This is a genomic window from Vibrio sp. MACH09, assembly GCF_033238805.1.
In the GTDB taxonomy this organism is placed as follows: domain Bacteria; phylum Pseudomonadota; class Gammaproteobacteria; order Enterobacterales; family Vibrionaceae; genus Vibrio.
The window spans coordinates 3,248,978-3,265,388 of sequence record NZ_BSFZ01000001.1 but is presented as its reverse complement, the minus strand read 5'-3'; the positions used below and the strand labels follow the sequence as shown (position 1 = coordinate 3,265,388).

The window sequence follows — 16,411 nt, the reverse complement described above, 5'->3', positions numbered from 1 at the left end:
GGTCAATTGCTGAAAAGTTCAACATTATTCAGGAACAACCCACTCTACTTTATAGTGACCGGTGACCGGAGCAATTGCTTGCTTAAGAAACGGTAAAATTTCATTGATCTGTTTTTCTAACGTCCAAGGAGGATTAATCACAATCATTCCTGATGCGGTCATACCTCGTTCATTGCTATCAGCCGATACGCCCAGTTCTACCTGTAATATTTTTGGTATACCGAGTGATTGAAGTCCTTCTAACATATCGTCAATATCGCAGCGATTAACCACCGGGTACCATATGGCGTAAATGCCGGTCGCCCAGCGTTTATGGCTCTGTGCTATTGCGGTAACGACATCACGGTACTCTTTGGCGAGTTCGTATGGTGGGTCGATAAGCACTAAACCACGACGCTCTTTTGGCGGTAAACTGGCTTTTAAACGTTTAAAGCCATCTTCGTGGTAGATTTTGACCTGTCTATCACGATGAAACTCTTGTTCAAGTAGAGGAAAGTCGCTCGGGTGAAGTTCAGTCAATATCATTCGATCTTGAGAGCGAATTTGAGCTCTGGCTACCCGCGGTGAACCGGGGTAATAGCGAAGGGTTGAGTCTTCGTTGAGCTTGCGGACTGAGTCTAGGTAACTTTGAATGCCGCTAGGGTATTCATTTTGCTGCCATACTCGATCTATTCCTTGTTTATATTCGCCGGTCTTTTCTGCCCACTCATGGGTTAGGTCATAACGACCAACACCAGAATGAGTGTCGTGATAAACAAAGGGTTTCTCTTTGTTTTTTAAGCTGTCCAAAATAAGGCTTTGGACAATATGTTTTAAAACATCTGCGTGATTACCCGCATGAAAACTGTGTCTGTAACTTAACAAATTAGACTCTCATAACGCTCTGAATTAGAGTGTGATAGAAGATGAAAAATCAATAACATTGATTATACGCTACTATTGAAAACAGTATAAGCAGCCTACATTTAGATAATACCAATTAAAAAAGGAATGTCGTATGTCCAACCCACTCGTCAATTTTTCCGACTTACCTCCATTTTCTCAAATTAAGCCAGAACATGTTAAACCTGCAATAGAGCAAGCTATCGCTGACTGTAGAGTCAAAGTAGAGCAGGTTTTGCAAGATAATAAGAACCCAAGTTGGGATACCATTTGCACGCCATTAGCGGAAGTTGATGATCGACTTAGCAGAATTTGGTCACCTGTGAGCCATATGAATTCAGTGGTGAATAGCGCAGATTTAAGAGAAGCCTATGAGAGTTGTTTACCTTTGTTGTCAGAATATGGCACATGGGTAGGGCAGCACAAAGGCTTATATGACGCCTATAAGGCTATTCGAGCGAGTGAGTCGTTTGATGCATTAAGCCAGCAGCAGAAGAAAAGCATTACCGATGCTTTACGTGATTTTGAACTGTCGGGAATTGGTTTGCCAGCGGATGAACAGCATCGATATGGTGAGATCAGTAAGAGAATGTCTGAGTTAGGTTCTCAGTTCTCTAACAATGTTCTTGATGCGACTATGGGCTGGAATAAACAGATTACCGATGAGCAAGAGTTGCAAGGTCTTCCTGAGTCTGCGATGGCAGCAGCCAAAGCGGCAGCGGAAGCTAAAGAGCTGGATGGCTGGTTACTTACTCTTGATATGCCGTCATATTTGCCTGTAATGACGTACTGTGACAATCAAGCCCTAAGAAAAGAGATGTATGAAGCGTATGTTACTCGTGCATCAGATCGAGGTCCAACAGCTGGGGAGTGGGACAATACAGAGATAATGGCTGAGCAGTTGAAGCTTCGCCATGAAATCGCTCGATTGCTGGGTTTTGCATCCTACAGTGAAAAGTCTCTGGCGACTAAGATGGCAGAAACCCCAGAGCAAGTGATGAGTTTTTTAAATGACTTGGCGCTGAAAGCGAAACCTCAAGGTGAAAAAGAGGTGCAAGCGTTAACGGCATTCGCTAAAGAGGCATTTGAGGTTACTGAGCTGAACCTATGGGATATCGCTTATTATAGCGAGAAACAGAAGCAGCATCTGTTCCAGATATCCGATGAAGAGCTGCGTCCATATTTTCCTGAAAAACGAGTGGTCAATGGCTTATTTGAAGTGCTGAATCGAGTATTTGGTATGACGGTAACAGAAAAGCAAGGTGTGGACACTTGGCACGAGTCGGTACGATTTTTTGATATCTTTGATGGTGATGGAACGCTTAGAGGAAGTTTTTACTTAGATTTGTACGCAAGAGAACATAAACGCGGTGGCGCTTGGATGGATGAGTGTCGAGTAAGACGAGTCACCCATGACGGTCAACTGCAATCTCCAGTCGCCTATTTAACCTGTAACTTTAATAAACCCGTAGGGGATAAACCGGCTCTGTTTACTCATGATGAAGTGGTCACCTTATTCCATGAGTTTGGGCACGGAATACATCATATGTTGACAAAAATTGATGTTTCATCGGTATCAGGCATTAATGGGGTTCCATGGGATGCGGTAGAGCTACCTAGTCAGTTCTTAGAAAACTGGTGTTGGCAAGAAGAGGCGTTAGCGTTTATTTCCGGACATTATCTAACTGGTGAACCGTTACCGACCGATATGTTAGAAAAAATGTTGGCGGCGAAGAACTTTCAGTCGGCCATGTTTATTTTGCGCCAATTAGAGTTCGGTTTGTTTGATTTTACTTTGCATACTGAATATGACCCTGAAATTGGAGCAAGGGTTCTAGAGACCTTGCAAGAAGTGAAGTCGAAAGTTGCGGTATTGCCTAGCTTAGAGTGGAATCGATTCTCTCATGCCTTTAGTCATATATTTGCTGGTGGCTATAGCGCAGGCTATTACAGCTACTTGTGGGCAGAAGTGCTCTCTTCTGATGCTTTTTCTAAATTTGAACAACAAGGGATCTTTGATAAAGCAACCGGAAATGAGTTTTTAACCCATATTTTAGAGATGGGTGGCAGTGAAGAACCGATGACGCTGTTTAAACGCTTTAGAGGTAGAGAGCCGAGTATAGATGCATTATTAAAGCACTCTGGTATTGAGGTGTAGCATCTTAGATTAACGCTCTGTTGCGGTTAATGTTATAAATAGAAAAAGGGCATAATTGCCCTTTTTTGCTCAATATTGAAACAAAAACGTTAGTTAGCAGCGGTTAAGGGCTAACATTTCTGTTGATTGGATTTTGCAGAGAAATAAGCGTTTCCGTCGACTGAACTTCATCAATAGCTTGTAGCTTGTTAATTAATACGTGCTGTAACTCTTCGATAGATTTGCACATTAGCTTCACAAAAATATTGTAAGCTCCAGTGGTGTAATACGCTTCAACAACTTCATCTAGTGCCGTTAGCTTATCGAGTGCTGAGTGATAATCTCTGGCCGTTGTAAGGTTAATACCGATAAAGCAACATACGTCGTAGCCCAACTTCTTGGGGTTAACAATCACTTCAGTTCCTTCAATAATGCCAGATGCTTTCATTTTTTCGATACGAACATGAATTGTGGCAGGACTAACGTCAAATTGCTTAGCCATTTCGGCATATGGACGTCGTGCATCGGCCAGTAACGTTTTGAGAATATCGCGATCTAAGTTGTCTAGCCTTGCGTTAGGGTGCATATTTAAACCTGAATGTTTGGAAGCTGTTATAAGTGAAAGTATATTTTATCATTAACAGTGATACTATACTTGCTTTTACGTTGCATTACTTAGCGCTCATTATTTGTTGCTAAGTGAATAAGTTATCTGTCAGAGGATGAGTAAATATACGTGCGATTTTTTGTAATGACACTGATTTTAGTCTGGAGCTCAGTATTATTTGCTGAAGAAAAGGACGTACTCGTGATTCAGTCATATCATCAGGGATATGCCTGGTCTGATCAATTTCAATCAGGCTTAAGTGAGGTGTTAGAACGCAATAATATCGTTAATCGTGTTGTTTACTTAGATACTAAACGTCATCAATCTGAGGCCTATTTACAGCAGTTAATACAGCTATATCAGCAGAAATTTCAACGAGAGCGCTTTCGGGCCATTGTTGCGGTAGATAATACCGCATTGAATCTAGTTAACCGTCTTGCTAGTTATATTAAAGATACCCCGGTGATATTTAGTGGCATCAATGGTTATTCTCCGAGTATGCATGCCAATTTAAATGCAACTGGCGTGGTTTCTAAGGTAGAAGTTGCTGGAAATATAGGGCTTATTCAGAGGCTACAACCTAAGGTAGAGAAGATATATATCATTTCCGGTCAGTCGGTGACAGGGAGTGGTGTTCGTGCTTCCATTGAAAAATATTTAGCCAATAATCCGCATGAAGATAGCTTGGTCGAACATTTTGTTCCCGAAAGTTTTCAGCAACTGGTGCAATTTACTTCTCATCTCCCCTCGAATAGTGCCGTTCTGTTTTGGAACTTTTATCTAGATCAAAGCGCATTTCGTAATGAAGAGAAAGTATGGAAAGTCATGGATGAAATTGCGTCTGTGCCGGTTTATGTCTTTCACGATAGCGTCTTAGGGGAAGGAGCCGTCGGCGGGGTTGTTCATAACAGCTTATCACAAGGTCGCTCTACAGGAGAGCTTGTAGTGGATGCATTGGGTAGTGAACAGGGGTCACTACCCAATGTTCGTTACGCTACGCCAGCAACGGTTCTAGATTACCAAGCGCTGATGCATTGGGGGCTAAATATTGAGGATAACAATGCTGTTACCTTGATAAACAAGCCAGACTCTATGAGTAAGCAAGTGCAGTTGGTGTTGATTCTATTTGCAATTATGTTCGCTGTTATTGTGGTGCTTCTTTACTACCTTCGCCGTATCGCCATGAGTGAAGCAAGTGCGCGAAGAAGCCAGATGCTTATTGAGTCTGTTCTGGAAAAAAGTCAGCAATACATTGCTATTTTGGGTGAAGATGGGCGAGTCATTTCTAGTAATCATAAACTTCACGATCTGTTATTTGAAAGAGGCGCGGAATTAGAGCCGCCTATTTGGCACTTTACTGCTTGGCAAAACAATGGAAAAGAAGCGTTTAAACAGTTTTTTGCCGATGAGATGTCATCCTCAACTCGGTTTGAGTTAGAAGCGCTATGCAAGCGTTCTGGTAATGTATTGCTCGACGTGGTGATAAGTGCGCTTCCTGCTGGAACAGCTAAGAAACCACAATTCTTGATGGAAGCGAACGATATTACTCAAGGCAAGCTGGCTCAGCAAAAACTGATCGAGCGAGAAGCGTCAATGCGTAATTATTATGAGCAACAGCCTATTATGATGCTGACGCTCGATAGCCACTTTAGAATTCAAGCCATTAATCGCTTTGCAACAGAATTACTAGGGTATGCAGAAATTGATCTTCTCGGCCATAAGTTAAATGAGCTATATGTCGATCAAGATGCAGAACCGGTTCAAAGTACTATTGCGGATCCATTGCAGTCAATTAACGGTATTAGAAAGCGAGAAATTCGATATCGTCATCATAATAATAGCCACTTATGGATTAGGGAAAATGTTCGCTCACTTAGCAGTTCGGGGCAGTATTTGCTGGTGGGAGAAGACATTACAGAAGTTCACAGTTTAACAGAGAAGCTTGAGTACCAAGCGCGTTATGATCTATTAACAGAAACCTTTAATCGTAACCATTTTGAAATAGAGTTAGTACAATCTATAAGCGAAGTAAGTGATAACTTACGTACACATGCAATGTTGTATTTAGATCTTGATCAGTTGAAGGTGCTAAATGATACCGCCGGCCATGATGCTGGTGATGCCGCTATTAAGTTTTCGGCGATGATTGTTGAGTCAGTTCTTCCTTATAATTCGGTGTTGTCGCGAATGGGGGGGGATGAATTTGCCGTCCTGTTAAGAGACTGCACCCAAGCTGATGCGATAAAAATTGCTAAATTGATTATCAATGGTTTCGGTAGCAAGGCCTTTAACTGGGACCAATTAACCATCAATATTTCTTGCTCAATCGGTATACGTTTAATTGACCATACTGCTGAGTCTCCGCAAATGGTACATGCTCAAGCGGATACCGCTTGTCATGCTGCCAAAGATGAAGGAAGAAATAGGTTTCATCTGTACCACCAAGATGACGAGGAGTTACGACAAAGACAGCTTGAAATGGAGAGTGTAAACATTGTCCATGAAGCGCTCGCTAACGACCGACTGACGTTATATGCACAGCGAATATTGCCGCTTTCAGAAGAGCAGCAGATGTCTACAATGTACTTTGAAATCTTAGTTAGAATCCAAGATGCAGACAATAATGTTATCTCCCCCGGTATTTTTATGCCTGCTTCTGAGAAATACAATATTGCTCACCTGATTGATAAGGCGGTTGTTACTAAGACATTAACCTGGCTTGAAACCAATTTTACTCGTTTTGATGAACTGGGTATGTGTTCCATTAATTTATCTGGTCAATCAATGGGTAATAGAGCTTTTGTCGATTTCTTGTTGGATATTATCGAACATAGCGGTGTTCCTAATCATAAAATATGTATTGAGATCACTGAGACCGCAGCAATGGGGAATATGAAACAAGCTATTGAGCTGTTTAGTAAGATAAAACAGTTAGGCTGCTGTATTGCATTAGATGACTTCGGTTCTGGGCTTTCATCATTTGGTTACTTAAAAAAACTACCTGTAGATATAGTGAAAATAGATGGTCTATTTGTCCGTGATATGGACGTGAATGAGACCGATTATATTATGGTACGTTCTATTAACGATTTAGCGAAACAGATGGGTAAGCGAACCGTTGCTGAATTTGTCGAAAATAGTGATATTATCGCCAACTTAATTGAGCTAGGGGTCGATTATGCTCAAGGGTATGTTATTAGCAAGCCTAAGCCCCTAAATGAACTTGTCGAAGAGCTTCGCTCTGCACCGATGTAATTATATTTGGAGTCCATTTTTTGCGAATTCAGTTGCTTTGTGAAGCCGAAGGGCGAGAACACAATATCTCTTCTCTAGCGTCAAAGTGGGGGTTGTTGTCCGATCAATCCGGAGAGCTTGCTCTGGTATTAACAGATAGTCGTCTAGAACTGCGTAAGCTAGATGAAGAGAAGTTAGGGGCAATCTATGTGGATTTTGTCGGTGGTGCTGTGGCTCATCGGCGTAAATTCGGCGGTGGAAAAGGACAAGCAATAGCGAAGGCAGCAGGCTTGAATAAAGGGGTTGTTCCTACAGTATTGGATGCTACCGCAGGGTTAGGGCGAGATGCCTTTGTACTGGCTTCTCTTGGCTGTTACGTGCAGATGGTTGAGCGTAACCCTGTTGTCGCGGCATTATTAGATGACGGTTTGAGTCGTGCGAAATGCGATACTGAAATTGGTGGCTGGGTGTCCGAAAGGTTGTCTATGATTCATCAATCCAGTCATACCATTTTACACAACCTAGCCGATGATAAAGACTTCGTCCGGCCGGATGTGGTGTATCTGGATCCTATGTACCCTCATCCTGAGGGGAAAAGAAAAGCGCAGATTAAAAAAGAGATGAGAGTATTTCAGTCCCTCGTTGGTGCTGATGACGACGCTGACGGACTGTTAAAGCCAGCGTTGGCTCTGGCAACGAAGAGAGTTGTGGTGAAAAGGCCCAGCTATGCAGGTTGGTTAGACGACGAAAAACCTACCATGGCAATAGAGACGAAAAAAAATCGATTTGATGTTTACGTAAAAGAGGCAATGAAAGCCAGTTAATTTGCTGCAAAACTTGAATTACCATACTGAACACTGTATACCTAATTGTTAATAATTCTCAATCAACATTTTGAGCTGTTTGCTGAGAGTGTTTGCAATGACATTATGTGGTGGTCGTTATGACAAAAAGATTGTGTAAATATAACCGAGTAGAGATAGCGGATAATCTAAATGTTATCCATAGTTTAGTTTTACAACCAAAATTTTTGTGTCGTTCATGTGCTCGCTCTTCTTCTGATAAACAAAGCTTATGCAAACCTACCGCAGTGCCTTCGGCATCAAGTCATCATTCGTTATCGTGTGGTGACCACGCTTCTGCTAGTGAGGGACAAACGCGTTTATTACCTATAGAGCCTGTGAGTTTTGATGCTGATATGCCGAGGCACCTAGCGAATGGCTTAGTCGATAAGTTAGCGGTAGTGAAAGCGAAGAAATCACTTAAGAAACAGAAAAAGTATCATAAGCGGCTAAAAGAGCTGGCAAAAAAACAGAAACAGTTGCTTAAGAAGCAGAAGAAAATCAAAAAGCAGTTTGCGAAGCTAGAAGTTGAAACAGATAAGTTTACAACGGTCGCAGTGAAGCATCCTTCAGAGAGTACGGCCAAGCAGTTGCATTAACGGTATTTAAGTTAGGGGCCCGATAGGCCCCTATACGTCTTGTAGCTATTTATCTAATTTGTTACTCATCATGCAGAGGAACGACCAGCATATCGATGGGAACACTATTTAGAAGCTGTTTAGTGGAAGATAGGATCATACTCCAAAAATCCTGATGGTGACCGCATATAACCAGATCGACCTCTTTATCTCGTATTGCATCTTTTAATTCATAACCTAAATCGCCACTTCCGACTAAAGTATGTTTAATCGGAAAGTTAGCATGCTCTGCTAAGGTTTTTAGTTGTTCTAGGGATGCTTCCATCGCATGATTTTGTGTCTCGGCTAGGTTGATATCAATTAAGCCTGTGTATATCTCTGCGTAATTTACATCGATATGAATAAAAGACACGTCTGCTTCTAATGGTTTTGCGAGTGCTACCGCTTTCTCTATTAAGGTTTTGCTCTCATCAGAAAGATCAATTGCGACCAAAATATGTTTATAACTCATTAGACTACCTCCATTTCAGGGCCAATATAAATAGATTAGCAGCTAACTGAGATTTTTTTTGCAGTTACGATCTCATAACATCGTCTTATTTATAGATTTGCTTTCGGTGATAACGATAGGAACATGGTATAGTTTTATTCAAATTGTGATTACCAGTGAATCATTAGATCTCTCATTAGGTGTTATCGACGTCTATTTAGCACCTATTAGACTAAAGTTAAAAATTGGGTTTATCCCTGTTAAAAAGGAGCTTTCATGCTATCTCAGACAATGATCGATCAATTAAATGAGCAAATTAACCTAGAATTTTTCTCATCCAATCTATACTTACAAATGAGTGCTTGGTGTGAAGATAACGGTTTTGATGGTGCGGCTCTGTTTTTAAGAGCTCACGCCAAGGAAGAGATGGAGCACATGCAGCGACTGTTTACTTATGTTAGTGAGACAGGCGCTATGCCAATTTTGGGTGCTATTGAAGCTCCTAAATTTGATTTTGCAGGCCTTGGGGAAGTGTTTCGTGAGACTTACGAACATGAACAAATGATTACGGAACGAATCAATAAACTGGCTCATGTTGCGTTTACATCTCAAGACTACTCAACGTTCAATTTCTTACAGTGGTACGTTGCTGAACAGCATGAAGAAGAGAAATTGTTTAAAGGGATATTGGACAAGCTAGAACTAGTTGGTGAAGATGGTAAAGCACTATTCTTTATCGATAAGGACCTGGCAGCAATGGCACAAGAAGGTTCATCTTCAGTGATGGATGTCGCCGCTGAATAGCATATTCAGCAAATAGGGAAGCAGATTTGTCTTCTCTTTCGGCATCTTAGAAGATGTAGGGAGGAGAAGATGATCAGTGGAGATACAATTATATTTACGCTTATGATAATCGTAAGCGTAAACCTAGCGCGGTATTTAACCGCATTGCGCTCTCTTATTTATGTTATGCGCGAAGCACACCCATTACTTTATCAGCAAGTCGATGGTGGCGGCTTCTTTACCACTCATGGTAACGTAGTGAAACAAGTCAGACTGTTTCATTACCTGAAGGACAGAGAGTATCTTCATCATCATGATGATGTATTTGTTAGCAAGTGTGTTAAGGTCAGAGAGCTTTTTATTTTATTTGTTGCCTTAATTGGCGTGACTTTACTTGCTTCCTTCTTAGTTTGATAACTTTGCCATTTGGCAAGTTGTACAAGAGAAGTTAGAATGTGACCCTAGTATGAAGGGTGTACGTTAGCGTACATCCTTTTGTTTATTTTAGGGGTTACGAATATTGAAAAAGGTTGATGTTGTCGTTATTGGTGCTGGAGCTGCTGGGTTAATGTGTGCGGCGCAGGCCGGTAAAAGAAACCGTTCAGTTTTGGTTTTAGAGCATGCTAAAAAGCCCGGACGGAAAATACTAATATCTGGTGGCGGTAAATGTAACTTTACCAACTATGACGTTAGTGCTAATAACTACCTTTGTCAGAACCCTCACTTTGTTAAATCTTGTTTGTCTCAATACAGCAATTGGGATTTCATCTCTTTAGTTTCTAGCTATAACATTGCATTTGAAGAGCGCGAGCATGGTCAGCTGTTCTGTATCGATTCTGCTAAACAGATCGTCAACATGCTACTGGATCAATGCAATAAGTCCGTTTCATTTCGTTACCAAGCCCAGATAGCTTCTATAAACCCTTCTCAGGATGGTTTTTTACTTGAAGTAGATAATGACCTAATTCAATGTAATTCCTTGGTTATCGCGACTGGGGGGTTATCTATGCCTAAACTTGGCGCGACCTCATACGGTTATCAAATTGCAGAACAGTTTGGCCTTAAAGTCGTTACAACAAGGGCTGCACTTGTACCGTTTACCTTGCATAAGGAAGACAAGGAACATATGGCTGCGTTATCTGGTATCGCGATACCAGTGGAGATCACCGCAACAAATGGGCAGACGTTTAAAGAGGCTTTGCTGTTTACTCACCGAGGTTTGTCGGGACCATCAGTGTTACAGATCTCTTCTTACTGGACGGCAGGTCAATACATTACGATTGATTTGTTGCCTGAGGTAGATACTGCTTTACTGTTAGCCGAAGCGGTTAAGAAACATCCCAATCAATCATTAAAGAACACACTGGCTAAGGTTTTACCTAAACGCTTGGTGGAGATGCTGTTTAGTAGGGAAGAGATCGATGATAAGCCTTTAAAACAATTTGCCGGGAATCAATTACATTCTATCTCTGAAAAACTTCATAACTGGAAAGTTTTGCCTAATGGTACGGAAGGGTACCGAACCGCAGAGGTAACTTTAGGTGGAGTAGATACTGATGGTATCTCATCTAAAACAATGGAATGTAAGTCTGTTGCTGGTCTCTACTTTGTTGGAGAGGTGTTGGACGTTGCAGGGCATCTTGGCGGCTATAATTTTCAGTTCTGCTGGAGTAGCGGTTTTGTCGCAGGGCAGAACGTATAGTCTAAATGATAATATTAAATAGTTTTTTATAACTTAATTGTCGTTTTCTCTGTTGGCAAGCTATAAAAGTGACTCCTGTAACATTTTTATTCTGAGCATTCTTTGTGGCTAACTGTGTTGTTTTTTTGGGTTATTTTGTCGCCGTTCTCTTGTTCTCAGTACTAACAAGCAGAGGTATTAAGCTGTTAGCCGATATAAGTCGCTTTAAAATAATTGGCGATATTTTTCTTCGTTTGCGATGTTTTATTCATTCTGACAATATATCTGTTTTACTAGACACAAGTTTGGCGACGAATAGGTCAGGTCGATTTGGTTAGAAATAGCCGAATTTTTATTGTGTTGTTATTTTCATCGTGGCAACTGTGTCATGTCTTTTCGTATTTTTGAGGGCGTTATGGGTCAACTTACCATTTTGGGTTTTATTGCTATCGGTGGTGCTTTCGGTGCCTGTTCTCGTTATCTTATTTCAGAATTATGTGTTGTTCTTCTTGGCCGAGGATTCCCATACGGCACGCTAACGGTAAACGTTGTTGGCTCCTTCATTATGGGATTATTAATTGCCGCTTTCGAAAATGAGCTACTTGCGACAGAACCTTGGAGGCAAATTATTGGCCTTGGATTTTTAGGTGCACTCACCACATTTTCGACCTTTTCGATGGACAATGTGTTGTTAATGCAACAGGGAGCATTTTTTAAGATGGGATTAAATGTACTACTTAATGTTACTTTAAGTATTTCTGCTGCTTGGATTGGATTTCAGATTCTGTTCAAAGGGTAGAAGATGTTTCACGTGAAACATAATACGCCGCAACATTTGTTGCGGCGTATTGCTTTGTGCTGGAAAGTGTTAGTGAACAACACGTCACAAAGCCGAATGTGTTTCAAGCTTTATGTCTAGTTTGTAGAATCTTCAGGTGTAATAGGTGATGTTGCTGAGCTAAGCCAAATTCTAGCATCCTCACTAACCAACGGACTAACGTCATTCCATACATGTCGATGGTATTTGTTTAGCCAATCTATCTCTTTGTCTGTCAACATCGAAACGACAATGTTGCGCTTATCAATAGGGCACCGTGTTAGCGATTCGAAGCCTAAGGCAACAAAATCACCGCCAGTCTCTTTTTCTACCACCAATTCTAAGTTTTCTATACGGATACCAAAATGATCTGCACGGTAGTAGCCAGGTTCGTTAGAAACCACCATACCTGCTTGAAGTGCTACTGTGATTGGTCTTTTTGATATGCTTTGCGGGCCTTCATGGACACTCAAGAAATGGCCAACACCATGACCTGTGCCGTGATCAAAATCGAATCCATATTGCCATAAGTGTTGTCTGGCTAGCGCATCAAGTTGATGACCACTTGTTCCTTTCGGGAATAGAGCAGATGACAAGGAAATATGCCCTTTAAGCACCAGTGTAAACTGTTTCTTCATTTCATCATTTGGCTCGCCAATGGCGATGGTTCTAGTGATGTCGGTGGTTCCATTTAAGTACTGACCACCAGAGTCCACTAAGTAAAGAGAGTTGTTTGTTAGACGACCCGGCTGCTCTTGGTCGTCATGGTTGTAATGACACATGGCCGCGTTGTCACCTGCTGCGGAAATAGTGTCAAAACTTAAATCGACTAAGCTATCATCCAGACGACGGATTTGCTCCAATTTGTCCGAAAGAACCGCTTCGTCATGCAGTTGACCCTTCTCGACTTCATTGTCTAACCAATGCAGGAACGTCACCATTGAAGCGCCGTCGCGAATGTGGCACGCCTTCATTCCGTCTATTTCCACTGAGTTTTTGACGGCTTTTTGTAGAGAGCAAGGGTCGTCAGATTTTGTAATGGTTGCACCTGCTTCTATAAGCTTCATTTCAAACCATGCGTTACTGCTTGACGGGTCTATAATAACGTTTTTGCCTTTAAGCATATGGAGTCGATTTTCCAACTCATTAGGGTTATAGACTTGAACTCCAACCCCAACATGGTTATTGAGTGTATCTGGCACTCTTGATGGGTCTACAAATAGATCTAACGAACCATCTGAATATAGTAGGGCATGAGATAACACAACTGGAAGGCGAGGGACATCTAATCCTCGAATGTTAAGCAACCAACAGATAGCGTCCAGTTGGGTAATGATAGCGGCATCTGCGTGTTGTTCTCTTAGAGATTGAGCAATGGAGTTCCGCTTGTCTAAGCTATTAATACCAACTGATGTGATATCAAGTAATCTAATTGGTGAGTTGGCAAAATCAGGTCTGTCCTGCCAAAGGGCATCTATAGGGTTGGACTCTAAAGGAACTAATGTGATTGACTCCGGTAGAGACACTTTTGTTCTTTGTAGCCACACACCAGTATGTAGGCGCGCATCAAAGGCGACCTTAGACAGGGCGTCTGCTCTGTTAGCTAACCATTGTTGGATAGGTTCATCTACCAAGTGACGATACTCAAAAATATCCGCTGGTACTTGTTTTTGGACCTGAACGGTGTAGCGTCCATCAACAAATATTGCTGCGTCCGTTTTTGTTATAACTGAAACCCCTGCGGAGCCAGTAAATCCGGTTGCCCATAACAATCGTTCGTTTCTTGCTGGCAAATACTCGCCAAGAAATTCATCTTCGTGGGGTATGATCAAAGCGTCTAAATCACTTGTTAGCAGCCATTCTCTTATAGCATGAACACGTGATTCTATAGTTGAAAGCATATCTGAATCCTTTATCTAATTCGTCTATATCTACTCTTGATGGGTAGATTGTCCAAGGTGTAATGTTCGATTTTCTATTATCTTGGTTAGCCAGTCTAAAGCTGGGTCAGCCTGATTATCCTTATGCCAAAATAGTGTATACGCCATAGGTGGAAACTCAAGAGGTAGTGGCAACACAACCAAGTCAAAGTGTTTGGCGACAAGATTTGAGAAGTGACTGGGTGCGGTAAACACGAAATCAGTATAGGTACATAAGCTTGCTGCGCTATTAAAATCGGGAACGGTAATTGCGACATCTCGATGTAGATTTAAATTGGCTAGCTTGAAGTCTAGTAGCCATTTCTCGTTACCATCGCAACGTACTTGTACGTGTCTTAATGAAAGGTATTTAGGCAGATCCCACTCTTGTTGGAGAACAGGGTGATCCTTTCTAACCACACAAACCTGATTATCTTGGTAAAGTACATGCTCATTTATACCTTGAGGTGGATGCATTGTCAGAGCTGCGTCGGAAAACTGAATATCTTTTCCGGTAATACCGATATCTAACTCTCCAGTTTTTAACTTGTTAAAAGTGGAGTCATCCCAGATATGAGTACTAATTTTAATATTTGGCGCTTCGACAAAAAGAGAAGGAAGAAAGTGGGGGAGGATTAAGGGGTATCCACTTTCTACTAACGCGATATTAAATCGGCGATTCGATAAATGGGGTTCAAATTTGTCGGGCCCGTGAATTTCACTTAACTGATTAACCAATGCGTTTAGCTTTGGTTTAATTGCTTGCGCTCTAGAAGTAGGCTTTAAACCGTGAGAGGTACGAGTGAAAAGAGGGTCATTAAATTGTACCCGTAATTTAGCTAATGACTTACTCATAGCAGATTGACTTAGGCAGAGTTTCTCAGCGGCTCTGGTAACATTCTCTTCTTCGAATAGAACTTTTAGACAAACCAAAAGGTTTAAATCTATTCTTGCTAATTTGTCTATGCTCACCTGAATTTCCATTTAGGAATAATAGCAATGAGTATAAGCCATTTCCTTGCATATCAGTAGCCATGTAAACTTCGTGTCCAAATTGTAATGTAGGATGAAGGTGTCTAGTTGAGTAATACTAATATTAATAAGTGGCAAGTAGTTATGCTGGTTAGTTTGGTTCTGTTTAGCCCCTTAGCAATAGATATTTATCTACCTGCTCTTCCTATGATCGCAGATGTGTTTCACGTGAAACATGCAATGGTACAAGACACTATTACTTGGTTCCTTTTTTCAATGGGTATTGGGCAGATTTTTGCTGGGCCGTTAGCTGACAAATATGGCAGAAAGTCGGTAGCCATAACCGGTATAGCCATTTACGGATTAAGTTCTTTACTTGCGTGGTGGTCTATTAATATAGAGTGGCTACTCTTAGCAAGACTGCTTCAGGGGCTAGGCGCATGTGCAACATCGGTTGCTGCATTTGCTACAGTGAGAGACATGTTTGGCCCTGAGAAGAGTGGCAAAATGATCAGCTACCTGAATGGTGCGATCTGCTTTATTCCTGCATTAGCTCCAATTTTAGGTAGTTACTTAACACAACAACTTGGATGGAGAAGCAATTTCAGCTTTATGGCCTTATATGCGGCAGTAATTGGCACGGTGCTACTCATCTCAATGAAGGAAACGAATCCGAAGCAGGAGCCGGGTAACTCGTATTTCAAGCTGAACAGGTATCTAGCGGTTCTAAGAAACCCCACTTTTACCTTTCACGCTTCACTTTGTATGTTGGCAATGGCGGTGATCTTAGCTTACGTAACTGCGGCACCAATCGTACTTATGAAGCAGCTTGGTTTAACCATGAATGAGTTCACGTACTGGTTCGGAGCCAATGCGGTGTTTAATATCATTTCTGCTTTTTCTGCACCTAAATTGATGGATAAATTGGGCACTAAACGCGCTCTCATCGTTGGCATTAGCATGATGTTGTTAGCCAGTGGACTCATGTTGATATTGCCAAGTAATGAATATGCATGGGCATTTATGCTGCCAATATTTATATCATCGACTAGTTTTGCTCTCATTTTAGGGGCTGCTGCTGGTAAAGCGCTTGCTCCATTTGGAGATAAAGCGGGAACCGCAGCTGCTCTATTGGGATTGTTTCAAATGAGTGGTGCTGGCTTATTGGTTGGCACCTTACAAAGGTTTGATCTCACTCTTCAGATGACGATATCACTGCAGATGATGCTTATTGCACCTGCGTTGATAATACTGGTTAGTAAGTTGGGTAAACAGTGGCACGAGTCTTATACGGGGTAGTGTACTTAATATTTTTAGTCCAACTTATTAATTAATGTAATTAGATAAGCAACTAATATGTAAAAATAAAGATAATTGAGTTAAATAGCCGACACCTGTTTTACTACCACGGAATAAGGTGTATATTTAGCGTTCAAACAAAATATATTAACTACCTGGAATATTCGTCC

General features: G+C 41.4%; 14 protein-coding genes. 9 read left to right on the top strand and 5 right to left on the bottom strand.

What is annotated here, in order from left to right; all coding sequences use genetic code 11:
* Positions 1–24: 24 nt before the first annotated feature.
* Complete coding sequence (locus CHJ_RS14745) at positions 25–864, bottom strand: 23S rRNA (adenine(2030)-N(6))-methyltransferase RlmJ (RefSeq protein ID WP_317918023.1); 840 nt, start codon at positions 862–864, stop codon at positions 25–27.
* A 133-nt stretch (positions 865–997) separates the two neighbouring features.
* Here CHJ_RS14745 and prlC point away from each other — a divergent pair, with 133 nt between their 5' ends.
* Positions 998–3,040 carry an oligopeptidase A gene (prlC, locus tag CHJ_RS14740; protein ID WP_171754700.1) on the top strand — a complete coding sequence of 681 codons (2,043 nt, stop codon included), beginning with the start codon at positions 998–1,000 and terminating at the stop codon, positions 3,038–3,040.
* Positions 3,041–3,143: 103 nt separating this feature from the next.
* On the opposite strand, the gene asnC is transcribed toward prlC, so the two are convergent.
* Complete coding sequence (gene asnC, locus CHJ_RS14735) at positions 3,144–3,605, bottom strand: transcriptional regulator AsnC (RefSeq protein ID WP_171754701.1); 462 nt, start codon at positions 3,603–3,605, stop codon at positions 3,144–3,146.
* Between the two features lie 150 nt (positions 3,606–3,755).
* Here asnC and CHJ_RS14730 point away from each other — a divergent pair, with 150 nt between their 5' ends.
* The 3 genes from CHJ_RS14730 (at position 3,756) to CHJ_RS14720 (ending at position 8,301) form a co-directional block, all read left to right on the top strand.
* Positions 3,756–6,881, top strand: coding sequence for an ABC transporter substrate binding protein (locus CHJ_RS14730; RefSeq protein WP_317918022.1), 3,126 nt, complete (start codon positions 3,756–3,758; stop codon positions 6,879–6,881).
* Between the two features lie 65 nt (positions 6,882–6,946).
* On the top strand, positions 6,947–7,684 hold the full coding sequence (locus CHJ_RS14725; RefSeq protein WP_411861567.1) for a class I SAM-dependent methyltransferase: 738 nt from the start codon (positions 6,947–6,949) through the stop codon (positions 7,682–7,684).
* Positions 7,685–7,803: 119 nt separating this feature from the next.
* On the top strand, positions 7,804–8,301 hold the full coding sequence (locus tag CHJ_RS14720) for a hypothetical protein (RefSeq protein WP_317918020.1): 498 nt from the start codon (positions 7,804–7,806) through the stop codon (positions 8,299–8,301).
* 61 nt (positions 8,302–8,362) lie between these two features.
* On the opposite strand, the gene CHJ_RS14715 is transcribed toward CHJ_RS14720, so the two are convergent.
* A complete protein-coding gene (locus tag CHJ_RS14715) occupies positions 8,363–8,791 on the bottom strand; it encodes a universal stress protein (RefSeq protein WP_171754705.1) in 429 nt (142 codons plus the stop codon).
* A 255-nt stretch (positions 8,792–9,046) separates the two neighbouring features.
* On the opposite strand from CHJ_RS14715, the gene ftnA reads away from it, so the two are divergent.
* The 4 genes from ftnA (at position 9,047) to crcB (ending at position 12,033) form a co-directional block, all read left to right on the top strand.
* Positions 9,047–9,574 (top strand): non-heme ferritin, encoded by a 528-nt coding sequence (gene ftnA, locus CHJ_RS14710; protein WP_171754706.1) that lies wholly within the window; start codon positions 9,047–9,049, stop codon positions 9,572–9,574.
* A 69-nt stretch (positions 9,575–9,643) separates the two neighbouring features.
* Positions 9,644–9,967, top strand: coding sequence for a universal stress protein UspB (gene uspB, locus CHJ_RS14705; RefSeq protein WP_171754707.1), 324 nt, complete (start codon positions 9,644–9,646; stop codon positions 9,965–9,967).
* 103 nt (positions 9,968–10,070) lie between these two features.
* Positions 10,071–11,255 (top strand): NAD(P)/FAD-dependent oxidoreductase, encoded by a 1,185-nt coding sequence (locus tag CHJ_RS14700; protein WP_317918126.1) that lies wholly within the window; start codon positions 10,071–10,073, stop codon positions 11,253–11,255.
* Between the two features lie 394 nt (positions 11,256–11,649).
* Positions 11,650–12,033 (top strand): fluoride efflux transporter CrcB, encoded by a 384-nt coding sequence (crcB, locus tag CHJ_RS14695; protein ID WP_171754729.1) that lies wholly within the window; start codon positions 11,650–11,652, stop codon positions 12,031–12,033.
* A gap of 116 nt (positions 12,034–12,149) precedes the next feature.
* On the opposite strand, the gene CHJ_RS14690 is transcribed toward crcB, so the two are convergent.
* Together CHJ_RS14690 and CHJ_RS14685 are read right to left on the bottom strand one after the other, a co-directional pair.
* On the bottom strand, positions 12,150–13,952 hold the full coding sequence (locus CHJ_RS14690) for an aminopeptidase P family protein (protein ID WP_317918019.1): 1,803 nt from the start codon (positions 13,950–13,952) through the stop codon (positions 12,150–12,152).
* A 30-nt stretch (positions 13,953–13,982) separates the two neighbouring features.
* Entirely contained in the window at positions 13,983–14,942 is a 960-nt protein-coding gene (locus CHJ_RS14685; RefSeq protein ID WP_317918018.1) for a LysR family transcriptional regulator, read from the bottom strand.
* A gap of 144 nt (positions 14,943–15,086) precedes the next feature.
* On the opposite strand from CHJ_RS14685, the gene CHJ_RS14680 reads away from it, so the two are divergent.
* The gene (locus CHJ_RS14680) at positions 15,087–16,241 is read left to right on the top strand and encodes a multidrug effflux MFS transporter (RefSeq protein ID WP_411861566.1); all 1,155 of its coding nucleotides are present in this window, start codon (positions 15,087–15,089) and stop codon (positions 16,239–16,241) included.
* The last annotated feature ends 170 nt before the right edge of the window (positions 16,242–16,411 follow it).

Excerpts from the sequence above, each read along its gene's own strand:
- asnC (WP_171754701.1), bottom strand. The coding sequence starts at position 3,605 with ATGCACCCTAACGCAAGGCTAGACAACTTAGATCGCGATATTCTCAAA.
- prlC (WP_171754700.1), top strand. The coding sequence starts at position 998 with ATGTCCAACCCACTCGTCAATTTTTCCGACTTACCTCCATTTTCTCAA.
- ftnA (WP_171754706.1), top strand. The coding sequence starts at position 9,047 with ATGCTATCTCAGACAATGATCGATCAATTAAATGAGCAAATTAACCTA.
- CHJ_RS14690 (WP_317918019.1), bottom strand. The coding sequence starts at position 13,952 with ATGCTTTCAACTATAGAATCACGTGTTCATGCTATAAGAGAATGGCTG.
- crcB (WP_171754729.1), top strand. The coding sequence starts at position 11,650 with ATGGGTCAACTTACCATTTTGGGTTTTATTGCTATCGGTGGTGCTTTC.
- CHJ_RS14720 (WP_317918020.1), top strand. The coding sequence starts at position 7,804 with ATGACAAAAAGATTGTGTAAATATAACCGAGTAGAGATAGCGGATAAT.
- uspB (WP_171754707.1), top strand. The coding sequence starts at position 9,644 with ATGATCAGTGGAGATACAATTATATTTACGCTTATGATAATCGTAAGC.
- CHJ_RS14715 (WP_171754705.1), bottom strand. The coding sequence starts at position 8,791 with ATGAGTTATAAACATATTTTGGTCGCAATTGATCTTTCTGATGAGAGC.
- CHJ_RS14680 (WP_411861566.1), top strand. The coding sequence starts at position 15,087 with ATGCTGGTTAGTTTGGTTCTGTTTAGCCCCTTAGCAATAGATATTTAT.